The sequence below is a fragment of the Streptomyces sp. NPDC047072 genome (assembly GCF_040643855.1).
In the GTDB taxonomy this organism is placed as follows: Bacteria; Actinomycetota; Actinomycetes; order Streptomycetales; family Streptomycetaceae; genus Streptomyces.
Genome location: NZ_JBEYVC010000080.1, coordinates 25523 through 44350 on the forward strand (window position 1 = coordinate 25523; position 18828 = coordinate 44350).

At 71.4% G+C, this 18828-nt stretch carries 20 protein-coding genes and 1 pseudogene; 9 read left to right on the plus strand and 12 right to left on the minus strand.

The genetic code is table 11. The annotated features are described in order from the left end of the window. The first annotated feature begins 486 nt into the window (after nucleotides 1–486). Both ABZ896_RS29330 and ABZ896_RS29335 read left to right on the plus strand, forming a co-directional pair. Nucleotides 487–957, plus strand: a complete 471-nt coding sequence (locus tag ABZ896_RS29330; protein ID WP_360935589.1) for a DUF5709 domain-containing protein — start codon at nucleotides 487–489, stop codon at nucleotides 955–957. A gap of 45 nt (nucleotides 958–1002) precedes the next feature. Continuing rightward, nucleotides 1003–1263 carry a type B 50S ribosomal protein L31 gene (locus ABZ896_RS29335; RefSeq protein ID WP_360935592.1) on the plus strand — a complete coding sequence of 87 codons (261 nt, stop codon included), beginning with the start codon at nucleotides 1003–1005 and terminating at the stop codon, nucleotides 1261–1263. Nucleotides 1264–1285: 22 nt separating this feature from the next. Here ABZ896_RS29335 and ABZ896_RS29340 read toward each other — a convergent pair whose 3' ends face one another. Further along, complete coding sequence (locus tag ABZ896_RS29340) at nucleotides 1286–2002, minus strand: hypothetical protein (RefSeq protein ID WP_360935595.1); 717 nt, start codon at nucleotides 2000–2002, stop codon at nucleotides 1286–1288. Nucleotides 2003–2016: 14 nt separating this feature from the next. Then, on the minus strand, nucleotides 2017–2811 hold the full coding sequence (locus ABZ896_RS29345) for a metal-dependent hydrolase (protein ID WP_360935598.1): 795 nt from the start codon (nucleotides 2809–2811) through the stop codon (nucleotides 2017–2019). A gap of 145 nt (nucleotides 2812–2956) precedes the next feature. Here ABZ896_RS29345 and ABZ896_RS29350 point away from each other — a divergent pair, with 145 nt between their 5' ends. Beyond that, nucleotides 2957–5470 carry a DUF3516 domain-containing protein gene (locus tag ABZ896_RS29350; protein WP_360935601.1) on the plus strand — a complete coding sequence of 838 codons (2514 nt, stop codon included), beginning with the start codon at nucleotides 2957–2959 and terminating at the stop codon, nucleotides 5468–5470. A gap of 19 nt (nucleotides 5471–5489) precedes the next feature. Beyond that, nucleotides 5490–6356, plus strand: a complete 867-nt coding sequence (locus ABZ896_RS29355) for an acyl-CoA thioesterase II (protein WP_360935604.1) — start codon at nucleotides 5490–5492, stop codon at nucleotides 6354–6356. A gap of 18 nt (nucleotides 6357–6374) precedes the next feature. On the opposite strand, the gene ABZ896_RS29360 is transcribed toward ABZ896_RS29355, so the two are convergent. Continuing rightward, nucleotides 6375–7247, minus strand: coding sequence for a DUF6397 family protein (locus ABZ896_RS29360; protein WP_360935607.1), 873 nt, complete (start codon nucleotides 7245–7247; stop codon nucleotides 6375–6377). A gap of 125 nt (nucleotides 7248–7372) precedes the next feature. Further along, nucleotides 7373–7786 (minus strand): roadblock/LC7 domain-containing protein, encoded by a 414-nt coding sequence (locus tag ABZ896_RS29365; protein ID WP_360935610.1) that lies wholly within the window; start codon nucleotides 7784–7786, stop codon nucleotides 7373–7375. Between the two features lie 95 nt (nucleotides 7787–7881). Here ABZ896_RS29365 and ABZ896_RS29370 point away from each other — a divergent pair, with 95 nt between their 5' ends. After that, complete coding sequence (locus ABZ896_RS29370) at nucleotides 7882–8310, plus strand: PPOX class F420-dependent oxidoreductase (RefSeq protein ID WP_360935613.1); 429 nt, start codon at nucleotides 7882–7884, stop codon at nucleotides 8308–8310. 29 nt (nucleotides 8311–8339) lie between these two features. Here the strand turns inward: ABZ896_RS29370 and ABZ896_RS29375 are convergent, their stop codons facing one another. The 5 genes from ABZ896_RS29375 to ABZ896_RS29395 form a co-directional block, all read right to left on the minus strand. Further along, nucleotides 8340–8945 carry an ATP/GTP-binding protein gene (locus tag ABZ896_RS29375; protein WP_360935616.1) on the minus strand — a complete coding sequence of 202 codons (606 nt, stop codon included), beginning with the start codon at nucleotides 8943–8945 and terminating at the stop codon, nucleotides 8340–8342. Between the two features lie 204 nt (nucleotides 8946–9149). After that, nucleotides 9150–9566 carry a DUF742 domain-containing protein gene (locus tag ABZ896_RS29380; RefSeq protein WP_360935619.1) on the minus strand — a complete coding sequence of 139 codons (417 nt, stop codon included), beginning with the start codon at nucleotides 9564–9566 and terminating at the stop codon, nucleotides 9150–9152. Nucleotides 9567–9591: 25 nt separating this feature from the next. Continuing rightward, nucleotides 9592–10029, minus strand: coding sequence for a roadblock/LC7 domain-containing protein (locus ABZ896_RS29385; protein ID WP_360935622.1), 438 nt, complete (start codon nucleotides 10027–10029; stop codon nucleotides 9592–9594). Beyond that, the gene (locus ABZ896_RS29390) at nucleotides 10026–12560 is read right to left on the minus strand and encodes a nitrate- and nitrite sensing domain-containing protein (protein ID WP_360935625.1); all 2535 of its coding nucleotides are present in this window, start codon (nucleotides 12558–12560) and stop codon (nucleotides 10026–10028) included. Before ABZ896_RS29390 ends, ABZ896_RS29385 begins: the two co-directional genes overlap by 4 nt. Before the next feature lie 62 nt (nucleotides 12561–12622). Continuing rightward, a complete protein-coding gene (locus ABZ896_RS29395) occupies nucleotides 12623–13396 on the minus strand; it encodes an MHYT domain-containing protein (protein WP_360935628.1) in 774 nt (257 codons plus the stop codon). Between the two features lie 152 nt (nucleotides 13397–13548). On the opposite strand from ABZ896_RS29395, the gene ABZ896_RS29400 reads away from it, so the two are divergent. Further along, nucleotides 13549–14148, plus strand: a complete 600-nt coding sequence (locus ABZ896_RS29400; protein WP_360935631.1) for a class I SAM-dependent methyltransferase — start codon at nucleotides 13549–13551, stop codon at nucleotides 14146–14148. 23 nt (nucleotides 14149–14171) lie between these two features. Here the strand turns inward: ABZ896_RS29400 and ABZ896_RS29405 are convergent, their stop codons facing one another. Then, on the minus strand, nucleotides 14172–15068 hold the full coding sequence (locus tag ABZ896_RS29405; RefSeq protein WP_360935634.1) for an oxygenase MpaB family protein: 897 nt from the start codon (nucleotides 15066–15068) through the stop codon (nucleotides 14172–14174). Nucleotides 15069–15168: 100 nt separating this feature from the next. Here ABZ896_RS29405 and ABZ896_RS29410 point away from each other — a divergent pair, with 100 nt between their 5' ends. Both ABZ896_RS29410 and ABZ896_RS29415 read left to right on the plus strand, forming a co-directional pair. Further along, nucleotides 15169–15465, plus strand: coding sequence for a hypothetical protein (locus ABZ896_RS29410; protein WP_360935637.1), 297 nt, complete (start codon nucleotides 15169–15171; stop codon nucleotides 15463–15465). Nucleotides 15466–15600: 135 nt separating this feature from the next. Next, the gene (locus ABZ896_RS29415) at nucleotides 15601–16455 is read left to right on the plus strand and encodes a hypothetical protein (protein WP_360935640.1); all 855 of its coding nucleotides are present in this window, start codon (nucleotides 15601–15603) and stop codon (nucleotides 16453–16455) included. A 68-nt stretch (nucleotides 16456–16523) separates the two neighbouring features. Here ABZ896_RS29415 and ABZ896_RS29420 read toward each other — a convergent pair whose 3' ends face one another. Together ABZ896_RS29420 and ABZ896_RS29425 are read right to left on the minus strand one after the other, a co-directional pair. Continuing rightward, nucleotides 16524–16706 (minus strand): hypothetical protein, encoded by a 183-nt coding sequence (locus ABZ896_RS29420; RefSeq protein WP_020137233.1) that lies wholly within the window; start codon nucleotides 16704–16706, stop codon nucleotides 16524–16526. 150 nt (nucleotides 16707–16856) lie between these two features. Continuing rightward, nucleotides 16857–17915 carry an acyl-CoA desaturase gene (locus ABZ896_RS29425; RefSeq protein ID WP_360935644.1) on the minus strand — a complete coding sequence of 353 codons (1059 nt, stop codon included), beginning with the start codon at nucleotides 17913–17915 and terminating at the stop codon, nucleotides 16857–16859. Between the two features lie 238 nt (nucleotides 17916–18153). On the opposite strand from ABZ896_RS29425, the pseudogene ABZ896_RS29430 reads away from it, so the two are divergent. Further along, nucleotides 18154–18768: pseudogene (locus ABZ896_RS29430) on the plus strand (ATP-dependent helicase); the annotation flags it as partial. Nucleotides 18769–18828 lie beyond the last annotated feature (60 nt).

Consider the following 18828-nt stretch of genomic DNA (forward strand, 5'->3'; position numbering starts at 1 on the left):
TTCCTGTTCGGCCCATTCACATCAGGTCACCCGCACGGATCACACCTCCGTCGCTGCACACACCGCTCTTCCAGCCCTGCAAGCGCCCCGAACCCGGCCGACGTACCCCTCAGCCCGGTCGACTCCTCCGCCCCTGTCGGCACCCCAGCCTGGTCCGCCCTGCAAACCTGTCAGCACCCCCAGCCTGGTCGGCACTCCACCCCTCGGCGCACCATCCCCGGCCCCGCCACCTCCCGGCCCCTCCCGTCCCCCACACCGCCCCACCCACGCCCCCCCCGCGCCACACCCTCCTCGCCACCGCCCACTCAGCGCCTGCCGTTGCGCCCTGGCGAAAGTCGGTGGAAGGCTGGACGCAGCACCGGCTCAGGGAGCGTCCGCGGCCGGCACGGTCGGACGGCGGGCGCGGCAAGTGCCCCGTGACCCCGCGCAGCCCTCGCCAGGGCTGTCGGAGCCGACGGGTCCGTCCCCACCCACCTGGAGGTATCCGTGACCAGCTCCGACGGATGGGGAGACGACGTCTACCAGCCCGACGGCTCCGAGATCCAGGACGACGCGGGCCTGCTCGACTCCGAGGACACCCTGGACTACGACGGAGTCGGCGACCCCCTCGACCGAGGCTGGTCCCCACCGGAGCGCCCCTGGGCGGTGGAGCACACCGGAGTCACGGCCGCCGAAGGCCACCGGGGCGAGACCCTGGACCAGCGCCTCGCCGAGGAACTCCCCGACTACGGCTCCCCCGACGGCGACGGCCTCGGCGACTCCGACAGCACGGACGGCGAACTCCTCGACAACGAGGTCGGCGCCTTCCGCTCCGGACGTCTCGTCGCCCCCGACGAAGGCGCCCACGAGGACGAGGAGAGCGCCCTCATCGCCACGGACGTCGGCATCGACGGCGCCGCCGCCTCCGCCGAGGAGGCCGCGATGCACATCGTCGACGAGGACACCCTCGACGACTGACCCCGCCCGCCCACCTCACCCCGCCGTACGGAGGAGCAGCCAGCCATGCAGCAGGACAAGCAGCCCGACTACCACCCGGTCGTCTTCCGTGACCGCTCCGCCGGCTACGCCTTCCTGACCCGGTCCACCGCGACCAGCGACCGGACCATCGAATGGGACGACGGCGAGACCTACCCGGTCGTGGACGTCGAGATCTCCTCCGAGAGCCACCCCTTCTACACCGGCAAGGCCCGCACCGTGGACTCGGAGGGCCGCGTCGCCCAGTTCGAGCGGCGCTACGGCGGAGGCACGACCCCGGGCGCCTGAGAGCGGACGTGCCGGGGGCCGCTCAGTTCCGCGTGGCCATGGCGTGTGCGGCGCGTATGGGTTCCGGCACCCGCCCCCGGAACGGCCAGTCCAGTGCGTAACCGTGCTCGGCGGCCCACGCCCGTATGACCTCGTAGTCCGGGTCCGGGCCCAGGTCGACCCGGCCCCGGACCGTGTACGCGGGCAGCGCCGCCCGGCGCACGCTCTCCCTGGGCAGGCACCACCCGAAGTGCTCCCCGATCACGGCGAGGGCCGACCGCGCCGAACCGTTCCCGGCCCCGTCCGAGCCCAGCACACCGCCCGCGACCAGCACCGGCAGCAGGTGGTCAGGGTCGTCGCCCCACCGCTGCGACTCCTCCCCGATCCCGAACCCGCACACCTGTCGCCCGTCACGGCAGTACGAGAACTGCGACGGCGGATGCCACGGCATCGGCTCGTAGTGCACGACGTCGACACCCCCACGCGAGGCCGCGATCGCCAGGCTCCCGCTCTCGTAGCCGGTCTGCGGCAGTACCGCGAAGGCCCAGCCGCCGCACTCCCCCACCCGGGCGACCATCGTGTCGGCGATCTCCGCATGCCCGATGAGCCAGTCGACCTCGGCCCCGGTCAGCTCGACACCGCCACCGGGCGTACCGCCCATCCGCACGGCCAGCTCCTCGGCGCCCAGCCCACGGGCGAACACCACACTGCCCAGCTCGTCCTCGTACTCGGACAGCAGGCCGATCCCCTCACCGCACACAGGTGCCCCGCTTCTCAGATGAAGTTCAGGGCGGCCGCGCAGCCCACCCCGCCCAGCAGCATGAACGCCGGCATCAGCACCTTCAGCTCCACCCAGCTGCCCGCCCGGAACCGCATCGCCTTCGGCGGGCCGATCGGGTACCAGCGCTTGCGGCCCACCGGGATCGGCCACAGGATCGGGCAGCCCGAGACCGTCAGCGCGTCCCCGATGTCGTGCACGAGCGCACCCAGCACCACCGGCAGCCCCAGCCACAGGTACTCCTGACCGGGCTGGGTGAACAGCCAGTCCGAGCCGTTGCCGGGCTTGTCGAGGACACCGGCGATGATCCAGGCGCTGGTCGCGGCGAGCAGCCAGACCAGGATGTCGGCGCTGGAGCCGCGCGTGGCCCGCCACAGCAGTCCTTCGATGGCCAGCACCATGTGCACGAACAGGATCGCCAGCACCGCCCAGCGGCCCCCGGTGATCGCCGCGACCGAGCAGCCCGCGCCGATCAGCGCCGCCCACAGCCATGTGTGGGTGAGCGTCCGGTGCCCGCCGGAGCGACGCGGGTCGCCCTGCTTCTTGGTCGCCTTGTAGACGGCGTAGGAGAGTTTGTCCACGATCTCGCACAGCGCCCGCGAGACCGGCCCGAAGGCCCGCGAGATGGTGGCCGCCTTGTGGTCGAGGTCGGGGGCGAGCGCGGCCCCGGCACAGATCAGGGCTCCGGCCAGCAGAACGGGCCAGGGCATAGTGTGCCCCGTCGCGGCGGCGGCCGCTCCGACGCCGAGCCAGGCGGCGGCCCCCGACAGTGAGTGTGCTGGTCCCATCATGGCCGTTGTCCGCCCCATTCCTCGTGTGCCGCTGTCCAGTTGACCGGGTGCGCTGACGCTCCGTCGGCGACACAGCGTACTGGCCGTGATCTTCGTCCCCGCATCCGATTCCCCCCTCGGGCATCCGGGCAGGCAAGATGGGTGGGTGACCCTCATCGATCAGCTGCCTAAGACCGCAGACCCCGACGCCCTCTACGAAGCCTTCGAGTCGTGGGCGCAGGAGCGCGGTCTCACGCTCTACCCCCATCAGGAGGAGGCGCTGATCGAGGTGGTCTCCGGCGCGAACGTGATCGTGTCGACGCCCACCGGCTCCGGCAAGAGCATGATCGCCGCGGGTGCCCACTTCGCCGCGCTCGCCCGCGACGAGGTCACCTTCTACACAGCGCCGATCAAGGCCTTGGTGTCGGAGAAGTTCTTCGAACTGTGCAAGATCTTCGGCACGGAGAACGTCGGCATGCTGACCGGCGACGCCTCCGTCAACTCCGACGCGCCCGTCATCTGCTGCACCGCCGAGGTGCTGGCGTCGATCGCGCTGCGCGACGGCAGGCAGGCGGACGTCGGCCAGGTCGTCATGGACGAGTTCCACTTCTACGCGGAGGGGGACCGCGGCTGGGCCTGGCAGATCCCCATCCTCGAACTGCCCCAGGCGCAGTTCGTCCTGATGTCCGCGACCCTCGGCGACGTCTCGATGTTCGAGACGGACCTCACCCGGCGCACCGGCCGTCCCACCTCGGTGGTCCGCTCGGCGACCCGGCCGGTCCCGCTCTCCTACGAGTACCGCCTCACCCCGCTCACCGACACCCTGACCGAACTGCTGGAGACCAAGCAGGCGCCGGTCTACATCGTGCACTTCACGCAGGCGCAGGCCGTGGAGCGAGCGCAGGCGCTGATGAGCATCAACATGTGCACGCGCGAGGAGAAGGACCAGATCGCCGAACTGATCGGCAACTTCCGCTTCACCACCAAGTTCGGCCGCAATCTCTCCCGTTACGTGCGGCACGGCATCGGTGTCCACCACGCCGGCATGCTGCCCAAGTACCGGCGCCTGGTGGAGAAGCTCGCCCAGGCCGGTCTCCTCAAGGTCATCTGCGGCACCGACACCCTCGGCGTCGGCGTCAACGTCCCTATTCGCACCGTGCTGTTCACGGCCCTGACCAAGTACGACGGCAACCGTGTGCGCACCCTGCGCGCGCGTGAGTTCCACCAGATCGCGGGCCGCGCCGGGCGGGCCGGCTTCGACACGGCCGGGTTCGTGGTCGCGCAGGCGCCCGAGCACGTCATCGAGAACGAGAAGGCGCTCGCCAAGGCGGGCGACGACCCGAAGAAGCGCCGCAAGGTGGTCCGCAAGAAGGCGCCGGAGGGGTTCGTCGCCTGGTCGGAGAACACCTTCGAGAAGCTGATCGCCTCCGAGCCCGAGCCGCTGACCTCCCGCTTCCGCGTGACGCACACCATGCTGCTGTCGGTGATCGCCCGTCCGGGCAACGCCTTCGAGGCGATGCGGCACCTCCTGGAGGACAATCACGAGCCGCGCAAGCAGCAACTGCGGCACATCCGGCGCGCGATCGCCATCTACCGCTCGCTGCTGGACGGCGGCATCGTCGAGAAGCTCGACGAGCCTGACGCCTCCGGCCGTATCGTCCGTCTCACCGTCGATCTCCAGCAGGACTTCGCGCTCAACCAGCCGCTGTCCACGTTCGCCCTGGCCGCGTTCGAGCTGCTCGACCCCGAATCGCCGTCCTACGCCCTGGACATGGTCTCCGTCGTCGAGTCCACGCTGGACGACCCGCGCCAGATCCTCGTCGCCCAGCTCAACAAGGCGAAGGGCGAGGCCGTGGCCGCGATGAAGGCCGACGGCGTGGAGTACGAGGAGCGCATGGAGCGGCTCCAGGACGTCTCGTACCCGAAGCCCCTGGAAGAGCTGCTCTTCCACGCGTACAACACCTACCGCAAGAGCCACCCCTGGGTCGGTGACCATCCCCTCTCCCCGAAGTCGGTCATCCGGGACATGTACGAACGGGCCCTCTCCTTCACGGAGTTGGTGTCCTACTACGAGTTGGCCCGCACCGAGGGCATTGTCCTGCGCTACCTCGCCAGTGCCTACAAGACGCTCGACCACAACATCCCCGACGACCTGAAGTCCGAGGACCTCCAGGACCTCATCGAGTGGCTCGGCGAGATGGTGCGCCAGGTCGACTCCAGCCTCCTGGACGAGTGGGAGCAGCTGGCCAACCCGGAGGAGATGACCGCCGAGGAGGCCCAGGAGAAGGCCGACGAGGTCAAGCCGGTCACCACCAACGCGCGCGCCTTCCGCGTCCTGGTCCGCAACGCCATGTTCCGCCGCGTCGAGCTCGCCGCCCTCGACCACGTCGAGGAACTCGGCGAGCTGGACGCCGAGTCCGGCTGGGACGCCGACGCCTGGGGCGAGGCCATGGACAAGTACTGGGACGAGTACGAGGACCTCGGCACCGGCCCCGACGCCCGCGGCCCCAAGCTGCTGCGGATCGAGGAGGAGCCGGAGAACGGCCTGTGGCGCGTCCGGCAGACCTTCGCCGATCCGAACGGCGACCATGACTGGGGCATCAGCGCGGAGATCGACCTCGCCGCCTCCGACGCGGAGGGCCGTGCGATCGTACGCGTCACCGACGTCGGCCAGTTGTGAGCCAAGGAGAGACGCACGCATGACGAACCCGGCCGAGAGCCTCGTGGACCTGCTCGACCTGGAGCAGATCGAGGTCAACATCTTCCGCGGCCTGAGCCCGAACGAGTCCCTCCAGCGGGTCTTCGGCGGCCAGGTCGCCGGCCAGGCACTGGTCGCCGCCAACCGCACCACCGACGGCGACCGTCCGGTGCACTCGCTGCACGCGTACTTCCTGCGCCCGGGCCGGCCGGGCGTGCCGATCGTGTACCAGGTCGAACGGGTCCGGGACGGCAGGTCGTTCACCACCCGCCGGGTCACCGCGGTGCAGCAGGGCCGCACGATCTTCAATCTCACCGCCTCCTTTCACAAGCCTGAGGAAGGTCCCTTCGAGCACCAGCTGCCACCCGCCCGCAAGGTGCCGGACCCGGACTCCCTGCCGAACGTCTCGCAGGAGATCCGCGAGCATCTGGGCGCGCTGCCGGAGCAGTTGGAGCGGATGGCTCGCCGCCAGCCCTTCGACATCCGCTATGTGGACCGGCTGCGGTGGAGCGCGGAGGAGGTCAAGGGCTCCGAGCCGCGCAGCGCGGTGTGGATGAGAGCGGTCGGGCCGCTCGGCGACGATCCGGTCGTGCACACCTGCGCGCTCACCTACGCCAGTGACATGACCCTCCTGGACGCCGTCCGCATCCCCGTCGAACCGCTGTGGGGCCCGCGGTCGTTCGACATCGCTTCGCTGGACCACGCCATGTGGTTCCACCGGCCGTTCCGTGCGGACGAGTGGTTCCTGTACGACCAGGAGTCGCCGATCGCGACGGGCGGGCGTGGCCTGGCCCGCGGCCGGATCTACGACCTGGAGGGCCGCCTGCTGGTGTCCGTCGTCCAGGAAGGGCTGTTTCGAACCCTGTAGCCCGCCGGGGCCTGTGCGTCAGCTGCTGCGCCTGAGCCACCGCAGCAGTCCGCGGGCCGGTTCCTGGGCCGGCGGCTCCGGCGGGACCGAAGGGGCCTGCCGGGCCGTGGGGCGGGGTGCGGGCCGGAGGCGGCGGGCGTCCTCCAGGGCGCGGGTCAGGTCGGCCCGCAGCCAGCCGATCTCGTCGGGATCGTCCGCCGTCATGATCTTCTCGACGAGGTGCGCGGCGGGTGAGCCCAGCGCGCCGTGCACCGGCGGTCCGGGCCGGAACCGGATGAGATGGGACCGCTCGTAGGGATCGGGAACGATCTCCGAGATCTGCGCGGGATCGAGGAAGGCGGCGAGGGCTCCGACGCTCTCCCACGGGTCCTCGGCCAGGCGCAGCAGGAACCCGCGGTGGCGTCCCCGCCAGTTACGGGCCCGCAGGTCCACACCCGCGTCCAGCATGGCCCGCAGCCCTTCGGGCATCCGGCGTCCGGTCAGCAGCGGGGAGTTCTCCTCGGCGGACGCGAACCGCTCGAGGTCGTCGGCCAGGTACAGCCACACCACGGCCCGGTACCGGTTGAGATAGAAGCGCACCGGGGACACCACGCCCAGGCGGGCCAGCCGTGTGAACCTGGTGGCGGGGATGCGCATGAGGTCGGCACCCTCGGTGGTGCCCACGACCTTCACGCGCTGGTGCAGCGAGTCGGGATGGCCTTCCGTCGCCAGCAACCGGTCGATCTCGGCGCGGCTGACGCGGCGGCCTCCGCCCCCTTCGTCGGGCAGGGTCCGAATGTGCCCGAGGTGTACGGCGAGATCGAACTCGCTGCGCTTGAGGCCGAGTTCGCGGGCCGCGCGGCTCGGTGCGTAGGACTGCTGGTGGCGTTCAGTGATGGTGGTTGCCGACATGGTCGCTCTCCCCCGTGAAGTGTCTGCTCACGCTCTGCGCGTTCGCCGTGACACCACGTTATCCGCTTCGCCGGGACGCGGGGCGGGCCTGTGGATAACTTCGTCGGCACCCGGGAAACCGCAGGTCAGAGGTCTCGTGCCGGGCTCCGCTCGGGATGACGGGCGTCCACGTCGAGGTGCTCGCCGACCCGGTTGACGAGCAGGGTCATCTCGTAGGCGATCTGGCCGATGTCGGCGTCGGCGCCGCTGAGCACGCACAGACAACTGCCGCTGCCGGCCGCGGTGACGAACAGCACGGCGTCGTCGAACTCGATCATCGTCTGCCGGACACTACCCGCGCCGAAGTGACGTCCCGAGCCCTTGGCCAGGCTGTGCAGTCCGGACGAGACGGCGGCGAGATGTTCGGCGTCCTCTCTGCGCAGTCCCGTGCTCGCCCCGGTGACCAGACCGTCGTTGGACAGCACCAGCGCGTGCCGCACCTGCTCGACGCGTTCGGTCAGGTCGTCCAGCAGCCAGCCGAGCCCCTGGTTCTCCGGCATGTTTTCCCGACTCCCCGTGTGACGTCACCTCCTGAGCGGAGGATCTCCACACAAGCCTTCCCCACCACCGTGTCCGGAGCAAGGAGGATGGGGACATGGCGCAGAAGATGACCGACGAGGAATGGCGGGAGTTCGTCTCGCAGGGCACCCGCACCGGCAAGCTGTCGACCGTCCGGGCGGACGGAAGCCCGCACGTGGCCCCGATATGGTTCCTGCTCGACGGCGACGAACTCGTGTTCAACACCGGCAAGTCCACGGTGAAGGGCCGCAATCTGGTGCGGGACGGCCGGGTCGCCCTGTGCGTGGACGACGACCGGCCGCCCTTCGGCTACGTGGTGCTCCAGGGATCGGCGCGCGTTTCGGAGGATCTCGACGAGGTCCGGCGGTGGGCCGGGCGGATCGGGGCGCGGTACATGGGTGAGGAGCGGGCCGAGGAGTTCGCCGCCCGCAACGGCGTACCGGGGGAACTCCTGGTCCGGGTGAGGATAGACAAGGTGCTGGCGGAGAAGGCCGTCTCGGAGTGAAGTGCCCTCCGGTCGGCGCGAGTTGACGCTCAGCCCACCGAGTCCAGGAGCCGGGCGGTGTGCATCCGCCCGGCGTACTCCACCAGTCGGATCAGCACCTCCTTCCCCGAGTCGCGGTCCCGTGCGTCGCAGAGCACCACGGGGGTGCCCTGGTCGAGGTCGAGGGCGCGTGAGACGTCGTGGGCGCCGTATGTCCGGGAGCCGGTGAAGCAGTTGACGGCCACGACGAACGGGATGTGACGGTGCTCGAAGTAGTCCACGGCGGGGAAGCAGTCCTCGAGACGACGGGTGTCCGCGAGGACGACCGCGCCGAGGGCTCCTTGCGACAACTCGTCCCACAGGAACCAGAACCGGTCCTGGCCGGGGGTGCCGAAGAGGTACAGCGAGAGGCCGGAGCGGATGGTGATGCGGCCGAAGTCCATGGCGACCGTGGTGGTGACCTTCTGGTCCACCCCGTCGGTGTCGTCCACCAACTGGCCTGCCTCACTGAGCAGTTCCTCGGTGCGCAGCGGCTTGATCTCGCTGACCGCGCCCACCAGGGTGGTCTTGCCCACGCCGAATCCGCCGGCGACCAGTATCTTCAGCGCCAGCGGTGCCGTCTCGTCCGCCTGGGCGTCGGAGTGCTCGGAGACCATCGATCACTTCTCTCGGGAGTGCCTGCAACGGGCGTCGGCGGTGTGCGAAGGCAGCATCATGGCAACTGGTGCGCCTCTGCGGGGGATTGGACCGCTTTCTGCCCGTTGTGACCGACTCGCGGCCGGTCGGTGTGGTAAGGGTGCGCGAGTCGGTGCCGTACCGGACCGCGGTGGTTCTCGTCTGTCGTCCACGGCGACCGCTGTCTACAGCGCTCGCAGTCCTTCGATCACCTCGCGCAGAATCCGTTCGTCGGGAAGCTGGGCGGGCGGCACCGGACGGCTGACACCGACGCGGCCGAGTTCCAGGAGGTCGCCCAGGAGCACCCGGACCACGCCGACGGGCAGGTCGGCCCCCGCGGCGAGTTCGGCCACCGACTGCGTCTCGACCCGGCACAGGTCGACGAGTGCCCGGTGCTCCGGCAGGAGCGAGGGGTCGTCGTCGACACCGGGCGGTGCTCCCGCGTCGAGCGTGACGAGGGCGATCAGGTCGAAGCGCACTCCGGTGGGGCCGGGCCTGGTGCGCCCTCCCGTCATGGCGTAGGGGCGTACCAGGGGGCCCGCCTCGCCGTCGTACCACTGGCTGCCCGGCTCCTGCGGGACGCCGGTCATGTCCTCGGTCATCCGTGCCGACCGCCCTTCCGTCTCTTCATCCGGCGGCGGGCGGCCGCGCGCCGACGCGCGGCGGTGTGTAGAGGTGCTCGCCGACCCGCTTGATCAGGCGCGCCATCTCGTAGGCGACCAGGCCTATGTCCGCGGTCACGGCGGTGAGGACGGCGAGACAGGAGCCGTCCCCCGCGGCGGCCACGAACAGGAAGCCGTCGTCCATCTCGACCATGGTCTGGCGCACTCCTCCGGCCCCGAAGTGGCGGCCCGCGCCCTTGGCCAGGCTGTGGAAGCCGGAGGAGACCGCCGCGAGGTGTTCCGCGTCCTCGCGGCGCAGGTCCGTGGAGGAACCGACGGCGAGGCCGTCGTTGGAGAGCACCACGGCATGCCGTACCTCGCTCACGCGCAGTACCAAGTCGTCCAGCAGCCAGTCGAGTTCGCCGGAGCGTTGACCGGCCCTCGTGCTCGGATCCTGGATCATTCACGCTCTCCTTCACTGCTGTCACTGCCCGCTGAGGGGCCTGGGGTGGCGCCACGGCCGGGCTGTCTGCCGCCCCCGCGCGCCCAGCCGTCGCGGTACGCCGCCATGCGGTCACGTACCAGTTCGGGTGTACGGGAGTCGTCGTCCCGGCCGGCCGCCGCGGGGGCCGGTTGCTCGGAGCGCGGTTCGCGCAGTTGGGGGGCGAGGCTGGCCTGGCGTACCCGGCGCGGGAGTTCGTCGGAGTCTGCGGGTTCCTCGGGGACCTCGGGCTGGCGGTGCAGGCGCAAGGCGGTGACTCCCGGGGGCGGTGTGTCGCTCGTCGTCCGGTCGGCCGCGACGGGCACGGGCGCGACCAGGGCGGGCCGCTCGGCCGGGGCGGACACGGACTCCTGTTCGCGTTCGACGGCGGGCACGCGCGCGTACTCGCGTTCCGCGGGTCGGTGGGTGTCCTCGGCCCGGGCGGGGGAACGTTCCGCCGCCTTGCCGTGCAGTAGGGCCGTGGGCAGCAGGACGACCGCGGTAGTGCCGCCGTAGGGCGAGGTGCGCAGATGGACCTTGATGCCGTGGCGGGCGGCGAGCCTGCTGACCACGAACAGGCCGAGCTGGTCGCTGTCGAACAGGTCGAGGGCCTCGGACTGTTCGATACGGCGGTTGGCCTCCGTGAGCGTGTCCTTGCCCATGCCGAGACCACGGTCCTCGACCTCCACGGCGTATCCGTTGCCGACGGGCTCGCCGGTGACCCGCACGCGCGTGTGGGGCGGCGAGAACTGGGCGGCGTTCTCGATGATCTCGGCCAGCAGGTGGGTGAGGTCGGCGACGGCCGCCCCCACGACGGCCGCGTCGGGCAGTTGACGCACCTCCACGCGCGCGTAGTCCTCGACCTCGGAGACGGCCGCGCGGACCACGTTGGTCAGCGAGACCGGCATGCGCCAGGCCCGGCCGGGTGCCGCTCCGGAGAGGATGATGAGGCTCTCCGCGTGACGGCGCATGCGGGTGGTGAGGTGGTCGAGCCGGAAGAGGTCGCTCAGCTCGTTGGGGTCGTCGGAGCGCCGCTCCATGCTGTCGAGCAGGCTCAGTTGGCGGTGCACGAGGACCTGGCTGCGCCGGGCGAGGTTGACGAAGACCCCGGAGATGCCGCTGGCGAGCTCGGCGCGCTCGACGGCGGCCCGCAGGGCGGCCCGGTGGACGGTGCCCAGGGCTTCGGCGACCTGGCCCGCCTCGTCCTCCGCGGGCGGCCCGGGCGGGGCCTCGGCCCGTACGTCGATCTCCTCGCCGGCCCGCAGCCGTTGCATGGCCTCGGGCAGCTTGCGGCGGGCGATCTCCAGGGCGCTGTTGCGCAGGCTCACCAGCTCGACGACGAGACCGCGTCCGATGCGCACGGAGATCACGAGCGAGGCGGCGACGGCGATCAGGCCGAGGAGGACCGCGGCACCGGCCGGGCTGAGCAGACCCCGGGTGAACGGATCGGCGCGATGGGCGACGCCGCCGCCCGCGTCCCGCTCGATGGCCCGCATGCCGTCCTGCACACGCGCGTGTGCGGTCTGCCAGGCGACCTCGGTGGTCGTGTAGACGGCGCGCGTGCCGGGGGCGGCGGCGAGGGTGCGGTCCTCGGCGGTGGTCACGGTGGTGTAGGCGCCGCTGCCCGCGAGCGCCCGCCAGGCGGCCTGGTCGGAGCCGCGCAGATCGACCACGGCGGACTCGGTGAGGGCGCGCCGGGTGTCGACGGCCCCGGTGAACAGCCGCAGCCGCTCCCCGCTGAGGCCGCCCGCCAGCCGGGCGCTGGCCAGTACGGCGTCCTCCTGGGCCAGTGCCTCGCCCGCGCGGGAGAACTCCAGCAGCACGCGCGCGTCGGAGCCGAGTTCGGCGTCCTGGATGCCGGTGAGGGCACCACCCACCGCGAAGGCCCCGGCGATGGTCCGGGTGTAGCGGCCGTACGTCTCGTCCCATCCCGCGCGCTGTTCGAGCACGGCGGTGCGCAGCGGACGCAGTTGCTCGACGCCGGTCACGAAGGTCTCGAGCCGCTGGGCGACTCCGGCGGGCAGCTCCTCGCTGTCGGCGACGGTGTTGCCGTCCCCGAGGCGGAGCGCGGCGACCGCGCGATCGGTGCGTGCGGCGAGCGTGCGCAGGTCCTCGCCCTGGCCGTCGGAGGGATCGGTCGCGTACCGGACGGCGGCCGCGCGTTCCGCCTGGAGGGCGGTCACGGCGTCGGCGACGGGTGTGCGGATGGCGGCGTCGACGCGTTGTGACTGCCGTAGCCGGGAGACGTCCTGGGCGGTGGTGACGGTCGCGTACGCCCACAGGGCGAGCAGCGACACGACGGGCACCATCAGCAGGCAGACGATCTTGGCTCGGACCGTGCGCGGTCGTATCCGCCAGCCTCCGGCGGGCGCGGGTATGTCCTCCGTCACCGGGTCCGCGGAGTCGTCCCGGCCTTCGTCGGCCGGGGGTCCGGCGTGTGCGCGGCGGCCGCGCATGGGCGCCGGAAGCGGTGTCTCGGTGCCTGCTGTGGGGGTCCTACGCGGTGTACGCATGGCCTCCTCGCTCGGAAGTGGTCGGGGGGTGCCGTCGGGGTCGCCCGGGCCCGGTCGCACGGCTAGGGGGCGACGCTCTCGACCGGTCGCTGGGCGGAGGCGGATGCCTCGCGCTCTCCCGTGGTGGGCGACAGGGCGACGAAGGCCGAGGTCAGGAACAGGTAGGAGCCGAGGCCCACGGCGAGCGGGAAGATGAACTGCATGGCCGTGGCCCCGGGCAACGCGGCGCCGGAGGGCGAGACCCGCACGCTCACCGCGAACATCCCGGTGTAGTGCATGCTGCTGACCGCGGCCCCCATGATCAGGGAGGCGATGGTGACGGCGACGGGCGACTTGATGTTGAGCGCTGCCCACAGGGCCGCCGTCGCCGCGACGACGGCGATGACGACGGAGAGCGCGACGAGCACCGGGTCGTAGTGGACGTCACCGTGCAGCCGTACGGCGGCCATGCCCAGGTAGTGCATGCTCGCGACGCCCAGGCCGGTGGTGAGCCCGCCGAGCAGGAGTGCGCGGATCCGGTCGCGGCTGTAGCCGACGGCGAAGACGCCGGCGCAGACGACGACCATGGCGACGAGGAGGCTCACGATGGTGAGCGGTACGTCGTAGCGGATGTCGGTGCCCGAGACGCTGAAGCCGAGCATGGCCACGAAATGCATGGTCCAGATGCCCGTGCCGATGGCGGAGGCAGCGGTGACGAGCCAGTTGCGGCGCGAGCGTCCGGTGGCGCCGAGGGCGCGCACGGTGCAGCGCAGGCCGAGCGCGGCGCCTATACAGGCCATCACGTACGACAGCGCGGGTGTCAGCCAGCCCAGGGCGGCGTGGTCCAGGTGTCCCATGGCCACGGGACGCTAGTCCGGGCACGGGCGCACAAAGAGGGCGCATTTCGAAAGCTGTTGCAATATGACGCAGACGGACACGTGAACGATCGCGTGACGCTCGAACGTGTGCGTAGGTATGTCATCCGTGTCGGTGAGGGATCATGCGGAACATGAGCGACGACCACACACATGTCCAGGAGTTCTTCGGCGCTCGCGCCGCCGACTGGGACAGCAGGTTCCCGGACGACGGCCCCGCCTATGCCGCCGCGGTCGCCGAACTCGGCCTGCGCGCGGGCGATCGCGTCCTCGACGCCGGGTGCGGCACGGGGCGGGCCCTGGCGCCCCTGCGTACGGCCGTGGGGGCCTCCGGAGTGGTCGTGGGGGCCGATCTGACGCCGGCCATGCTGCAGGCCGCCGTACGGGCGGGACGGGACCGGGACGGCCGGTTGCTGCTCGCCGACGTGGCCGCGCTGCCGTTGCGCTCCGGATCGCTGGACGCCGTTTTCGGAGCGGGGCTGATCTCGCATCTGCCCCGACCGGCCGACAATCTGCGCGAGTTGGCGCGCGTGGTGCGGCCCGGCGGGGTCCTCGCCCTGTTCCACCCGATCGGCCGGGCGGCCCTGGCCGCGCGCCAGGGCCGGCAGATCACTCCGGAGGACCTGCGCTCGGAGCCCAATCTCCGCCCCCTGCTGGCCGGTTCGGGGTGGCGCATTACGTCGTACGTCGACGAGGACACCCGCTTCCTGGCCCTGGCCGTCCGCGAGGCCTGACCTCACTGCGGGAGACCATCGCGTCATTCAGCCGCTGAACGCCCCCCGTGGCGCACCGGGCAGCCCCGTATCCCCGGCACCGGCCACGTGCCCAGCTCGTCGAGCCGGTAGCCGTTCGGGTAGCCCTTGACCTCGCGGTTCTGGCGGGCGTGGTGCGGCTCACGGCGGGGTGGCAGCAGGCGGACCAGACGGCCACGCGCGCGTACCGCACCGCGCGCGAGCGAGCGGGTGACGGCGCTCGGGGCCGGATAGCGGAAGGCATCCAGGAGGGGGTCGTCGAGCAGGGCGAGCGTCGAGGTGCGCAGCAGCGGAGCGAGGGGGCGCGGGTACCAGGAGGCCATGAGGGCGAGGGTGGCGTCCGAGACCCGTCGGCCCCCTTCGTCCCAGCCGAAGTGGGCTTCCTCGTAGGCGTCCAGGAAGGTCTCGAACTCCTCGTAGGACTCGAGTATGTCCTTGATGCCCATGTGCTGCCCCAGGGCGCGGTAGTGGCCCACGGAGGCGACGATCTCGTGCCGCGACAGCCTGCGCCAGCCGTAGGCGTCGATCCAGCGCCGGGGCATCACGACGAACGTGGACAGGACGTACCGCATGTCGTCGTCGGCTATGTCGTACCTGCGGTGCATCTGGTTGATGCGGCGGACGGCGGTGGTGCCCTGCACGCTGTCGAAGCCATGCTCCACGATCGCGTCGAGGAGCAGCACGGTGTCGTCGTAACGTTTCTGTGGATGTTCCGTGAGCTCCGCCGTCTCGGCGAGGAGCCGCCCGATGCGGGGCACGGCATAGGTGCGGTAGAGGGCCAGTTCGAGGGCGCGGGTGTAGTCCCAAGGGAACTCGTACGCCGAGCTGATGCGGTAGATCTCCGAGGCGTCCTCGTGCGGGTCCATCCGCCGGATCTGTTCGAGTCGCTCGAACCGCTTCACCGGGCCGTCCCCCTTCTGCCGCCGAGGCTCCAACTCTACGTTGAAGAGCAGGAGATGAACGTCGAGCGAGACCACACGACACTGGGGGAAGGTGGTCGGCATGTGGGGCCGGATCCGCAAGTCCAGCACCAGATTCGTCAATTCCCTGCGCACCGAGGCGCGCACCGGCCGGGAACCCCGCCCGCACAACCTGTTCGAGGCGGCCGCCGCATACGTCTCGGCCTGCGCGGAGGACGACCAGGACCGGGTCGAGGAGGCGGCGGCCTGGGTCTCTCCGGAGGCTCTGTCGTTCGGGGTGAACGAACTCGCGTGCCGGGCGGTCATCGCCCTCGCGCGAGAGCGCGACGAGTCGCCGCGTACGGTGGCACGTGCACTTCTGGGGCTGCCCGCGGCCTGACCGGTCGCCCACAGGTGGTCGTTTCGCCCCGTCCAGCCGGAAAACTGCAGCTCCGGGTGTGCTTGGGAGTCGTGACAAGCGCCTTCCGGGCGCACTAGGGTGCGCGCCGTTGGACGAACCGATGGGGAGGCTGGGATGGCCGGGACGGACGAGGACGTCGTCGCCGCCGCGGACGACGCGCTCTATGTGCTGACGGCGGTGCTACTGACGCCTGCGCAGTTCCCGAGCGTGCTGGGCGACGACTATCCGGAGGCCTGTGCCGCGCTCGGTCTCGCACCGCTCGCCGACGGCTACGGCCTGGTGATCGGCCAGGACGGGAGCGGCGCCCGGTGGACCGTGGTCGTCGACGACGTCTCCCTGGTCGCCGTCGCCATCGCGTCGTGGGACTGCGGGATGGAGTACGACCTGTCACCGGAGGAGCACACGGTCGTGGCCGCGCTGGCCGGCTGGCCGCTTCCGGTCGCCGTCGCCGCGCCGGGTGTGCCTGCGCCGCACGACCCCGATCCCGAGATCGCCGACGGCCCGCCGCTCGCGCCGCCGGACACCTCGACCTGGGGATCGGCCCAGCGGCGTCTGGGGGCCGACGAGATCGCGCTGCAGTGGGCGACATGGCGGTCGCAGATCGACGACGCGGCCTTCTCGAACCCCGACGGCGGCTCCGCCGAGGACGACGGCTCCGCGGACGAGGCCGAGGCCACGGTCGAGACCGAGGCGCCCAAGAGGCACAGCGGCATCCGGCGCGTGCTCGCGGAGGCGCGGGCCTATGTGGAGTCGCCGCCGCCCCTGGGGCGCGTCCGGTCGTCCTTCGCGTCGGGTGAGGCGCGGACGCTGCGCGCCGACGGTCCCGGCTGGTCGCTCGTGGCCAGGACCGACGACATCGCCTTCGTGCTTCTCGACGACGAGCCCGGAGAGGTGCTGCCGGTGGGCCGGGGCCCGGAACTGCCCGGCCTTCTGGACGCGCTCGACAAGATGGCCGTACGACCGAGCTGAGCACCGCGGGCGGGACCCCGGTCGGCCATGGCGCACCGGCCGGCCGGAGACCGCCCGCGGACGGTGCGTCAGCGGCCGAGTTCCTTGCGGGTGACGCGGCGCAGCCTGCGCCGCTGCGAGGGGTCCAGCGTGAGGTAGGCGGCGGCCGGGACTCCCAGGACGATCAGGAGCGCGGCCCACCACGGCAGCCAGATCAACAGCAGGAGTCCGACCGCCACACCCCCCGCGGCGATCTTCGCGTTCTTCGACATGTGCGTCGCCTCCTTCGCGGCCATTGCCGCTCTCTGTCCAGAAAAACGGGCCCGCGCTGCGTGCAGTTCCGGACCGCGACCCTGAGACATCCCTGAGACCGGATCCCCGAGACACCCCTGAGACCGCGCCCCGGGCACCAGGGTCCACCTTTACCGCTCCGTCCGCAGCGGCTCGCCCACCTCGTGCAGGTGACGCAGCGCCTGCCGGTAGGAGTCCACGAGTCCGGTCTCCGTGTAGGGGATACCCAGCTCCCGGCAGTGGGCCCGCACCAAGGGGCGGGCCAGACGCAGATGGGGCCTGGGCATGCTGGGGAACAGGTGGTGCTCGATCTGGTAGTTGAGGCCGCCGAGGAACCAGTCGGTCACCGCGCCGCCCCGGATGTTGCGGGAGGTGAGCACCTGGCGGCGCAGATGACCCCAGGACTCGCCGTCCGGGTCCGGCATCTCCATCCCCTTGTGGTTGGGCGCGAAGGACATGCCCAGGTGCAGTCCGAAGAGCGCCTGGTGAAGCGCGGCGAAGACCAGCGCCTTGCCGGGGGACATGACGGTCAGCAGCAGCGTGGCGTAGGCGACGAGATGGGTGATCAGGAGGGCGCCCTCCACCCTGCGCTCGCCGGGTGTCTGGCGGCGCAGGTCCCGGAAGCTCTGGATCTTGAGGGCGACGCCTTCCAGGAGGGTGAGCGGGAAGAAGAGCCACGCCTGGTTGCGGGTGAGCCGGCGGCGGAAACCGGTGCGGTGCTTCGCCTGTTCACCGGTGAAGACGAGGACGTCGGCGGCGACGTCGGGGTCCTTGTCGATGTGGTTGGGGTTGGCATGGTGCCGGTTGTGCTTGTTGTTCCACCATCCGTAGCTCATGCCGAGCAGCAGGTTGCCGTGGACGAGGCCGACGATCCGCCCGGTCGCCTTGTCGCCGGTGATCTGCGCGTGGCCGGCGTCGTGGCCGATGAAGGCGGTGCGGGCGGAGAACACCGCCAGGAGGGGCGCGAGGAGGACGGTCCACCAGGAGTTCCCGACCATGACGACCGCCGTGACGATTCCCGCGAGGGCGAGCGCGTTGCAGGCCATGACGCGGGCGTACCAGCCGTGCCTGCGGTCGAGGAGACCCTGGCCCTTGACGGTGCGCAGCAGGGGCGCGAACTCGCTGCCGCCGGGCGGCGATCCGGGCCGCTCGCGCGGATGGACGGCCACAGGCGCGCTGGTTTGCGACATGTCCGGACTCCGGCTCTCTCGGGAAACGGGCTGACCTCAGAAAACGTACGAATCAGCGGCCGCCCCCGACCATGAGGACGCCCCCCGTCTGTGTGCGGGGGTCAGCACCGGCGGCACAGGGGGGTTGGCAACACCCCGCTCCGGATCGCCCTTCGCCCGGACGTTCCGAGGTGCTGTACCCTCGACCACTCCCCGCCGGTAGTCAAACTTGAGGAGCTCTGCGATCGCCGCCCAGAGTCTGCCAGCGACAACGCCCGCCGAGATCTCCGAACTGGCTTCGTGCTGTGCCGTGTTCCTGCCTGGCGAGCTGCCCGCCGTGGCCTTCTGGCGCCCCGACGGCGCCGCGCCCGCGACGGTCGCCACGGGCACCGTCGAGGACCTGACCGTGGTGGTACCCGGCGCCGAGGGGGTGGAGGCGGTGGACCTGCCTGCCCTGGTCCTGCCGGTACGCGCCGCCCTGCCGGTCCTCACGCGTGCGCGTACCTCCCCGCACGGACACCGGGCGACGGTGTTCTGGGGCGCCGCGACCGTGCTCGCCCTCCAGTACGTGGCGCGTGGGCTGCTGCTGCCCGGCCTCTCCCCGACCGACCACGACGCCTGGCGCATGGGCCCCCTCGGCCCGGCGGACGTCGAACAGGTGCGCCGCCTCGCCGCCTCGATGCCGCCGGAGGCACACGCCGTACCGCTGGACACCGCGGTACCCCTGCGGCTGCCCGACCCCGAACGGCTGTTGCGCGCCTTCCTGGACGCCGTCGCGGACGCCCTGCCCCGCTCGCCCGCGGCGCGGCTCGTCACGGGCGGGCCCGCCTACGCCGCACCGGAGCGCCAGCACCTGCCAGAGCACCGCGCGTGGGACAGCCCTACGGAGTGGAGCCCACCGGCGACGGGAACAAGCCCACCAATGGGGTTGCGC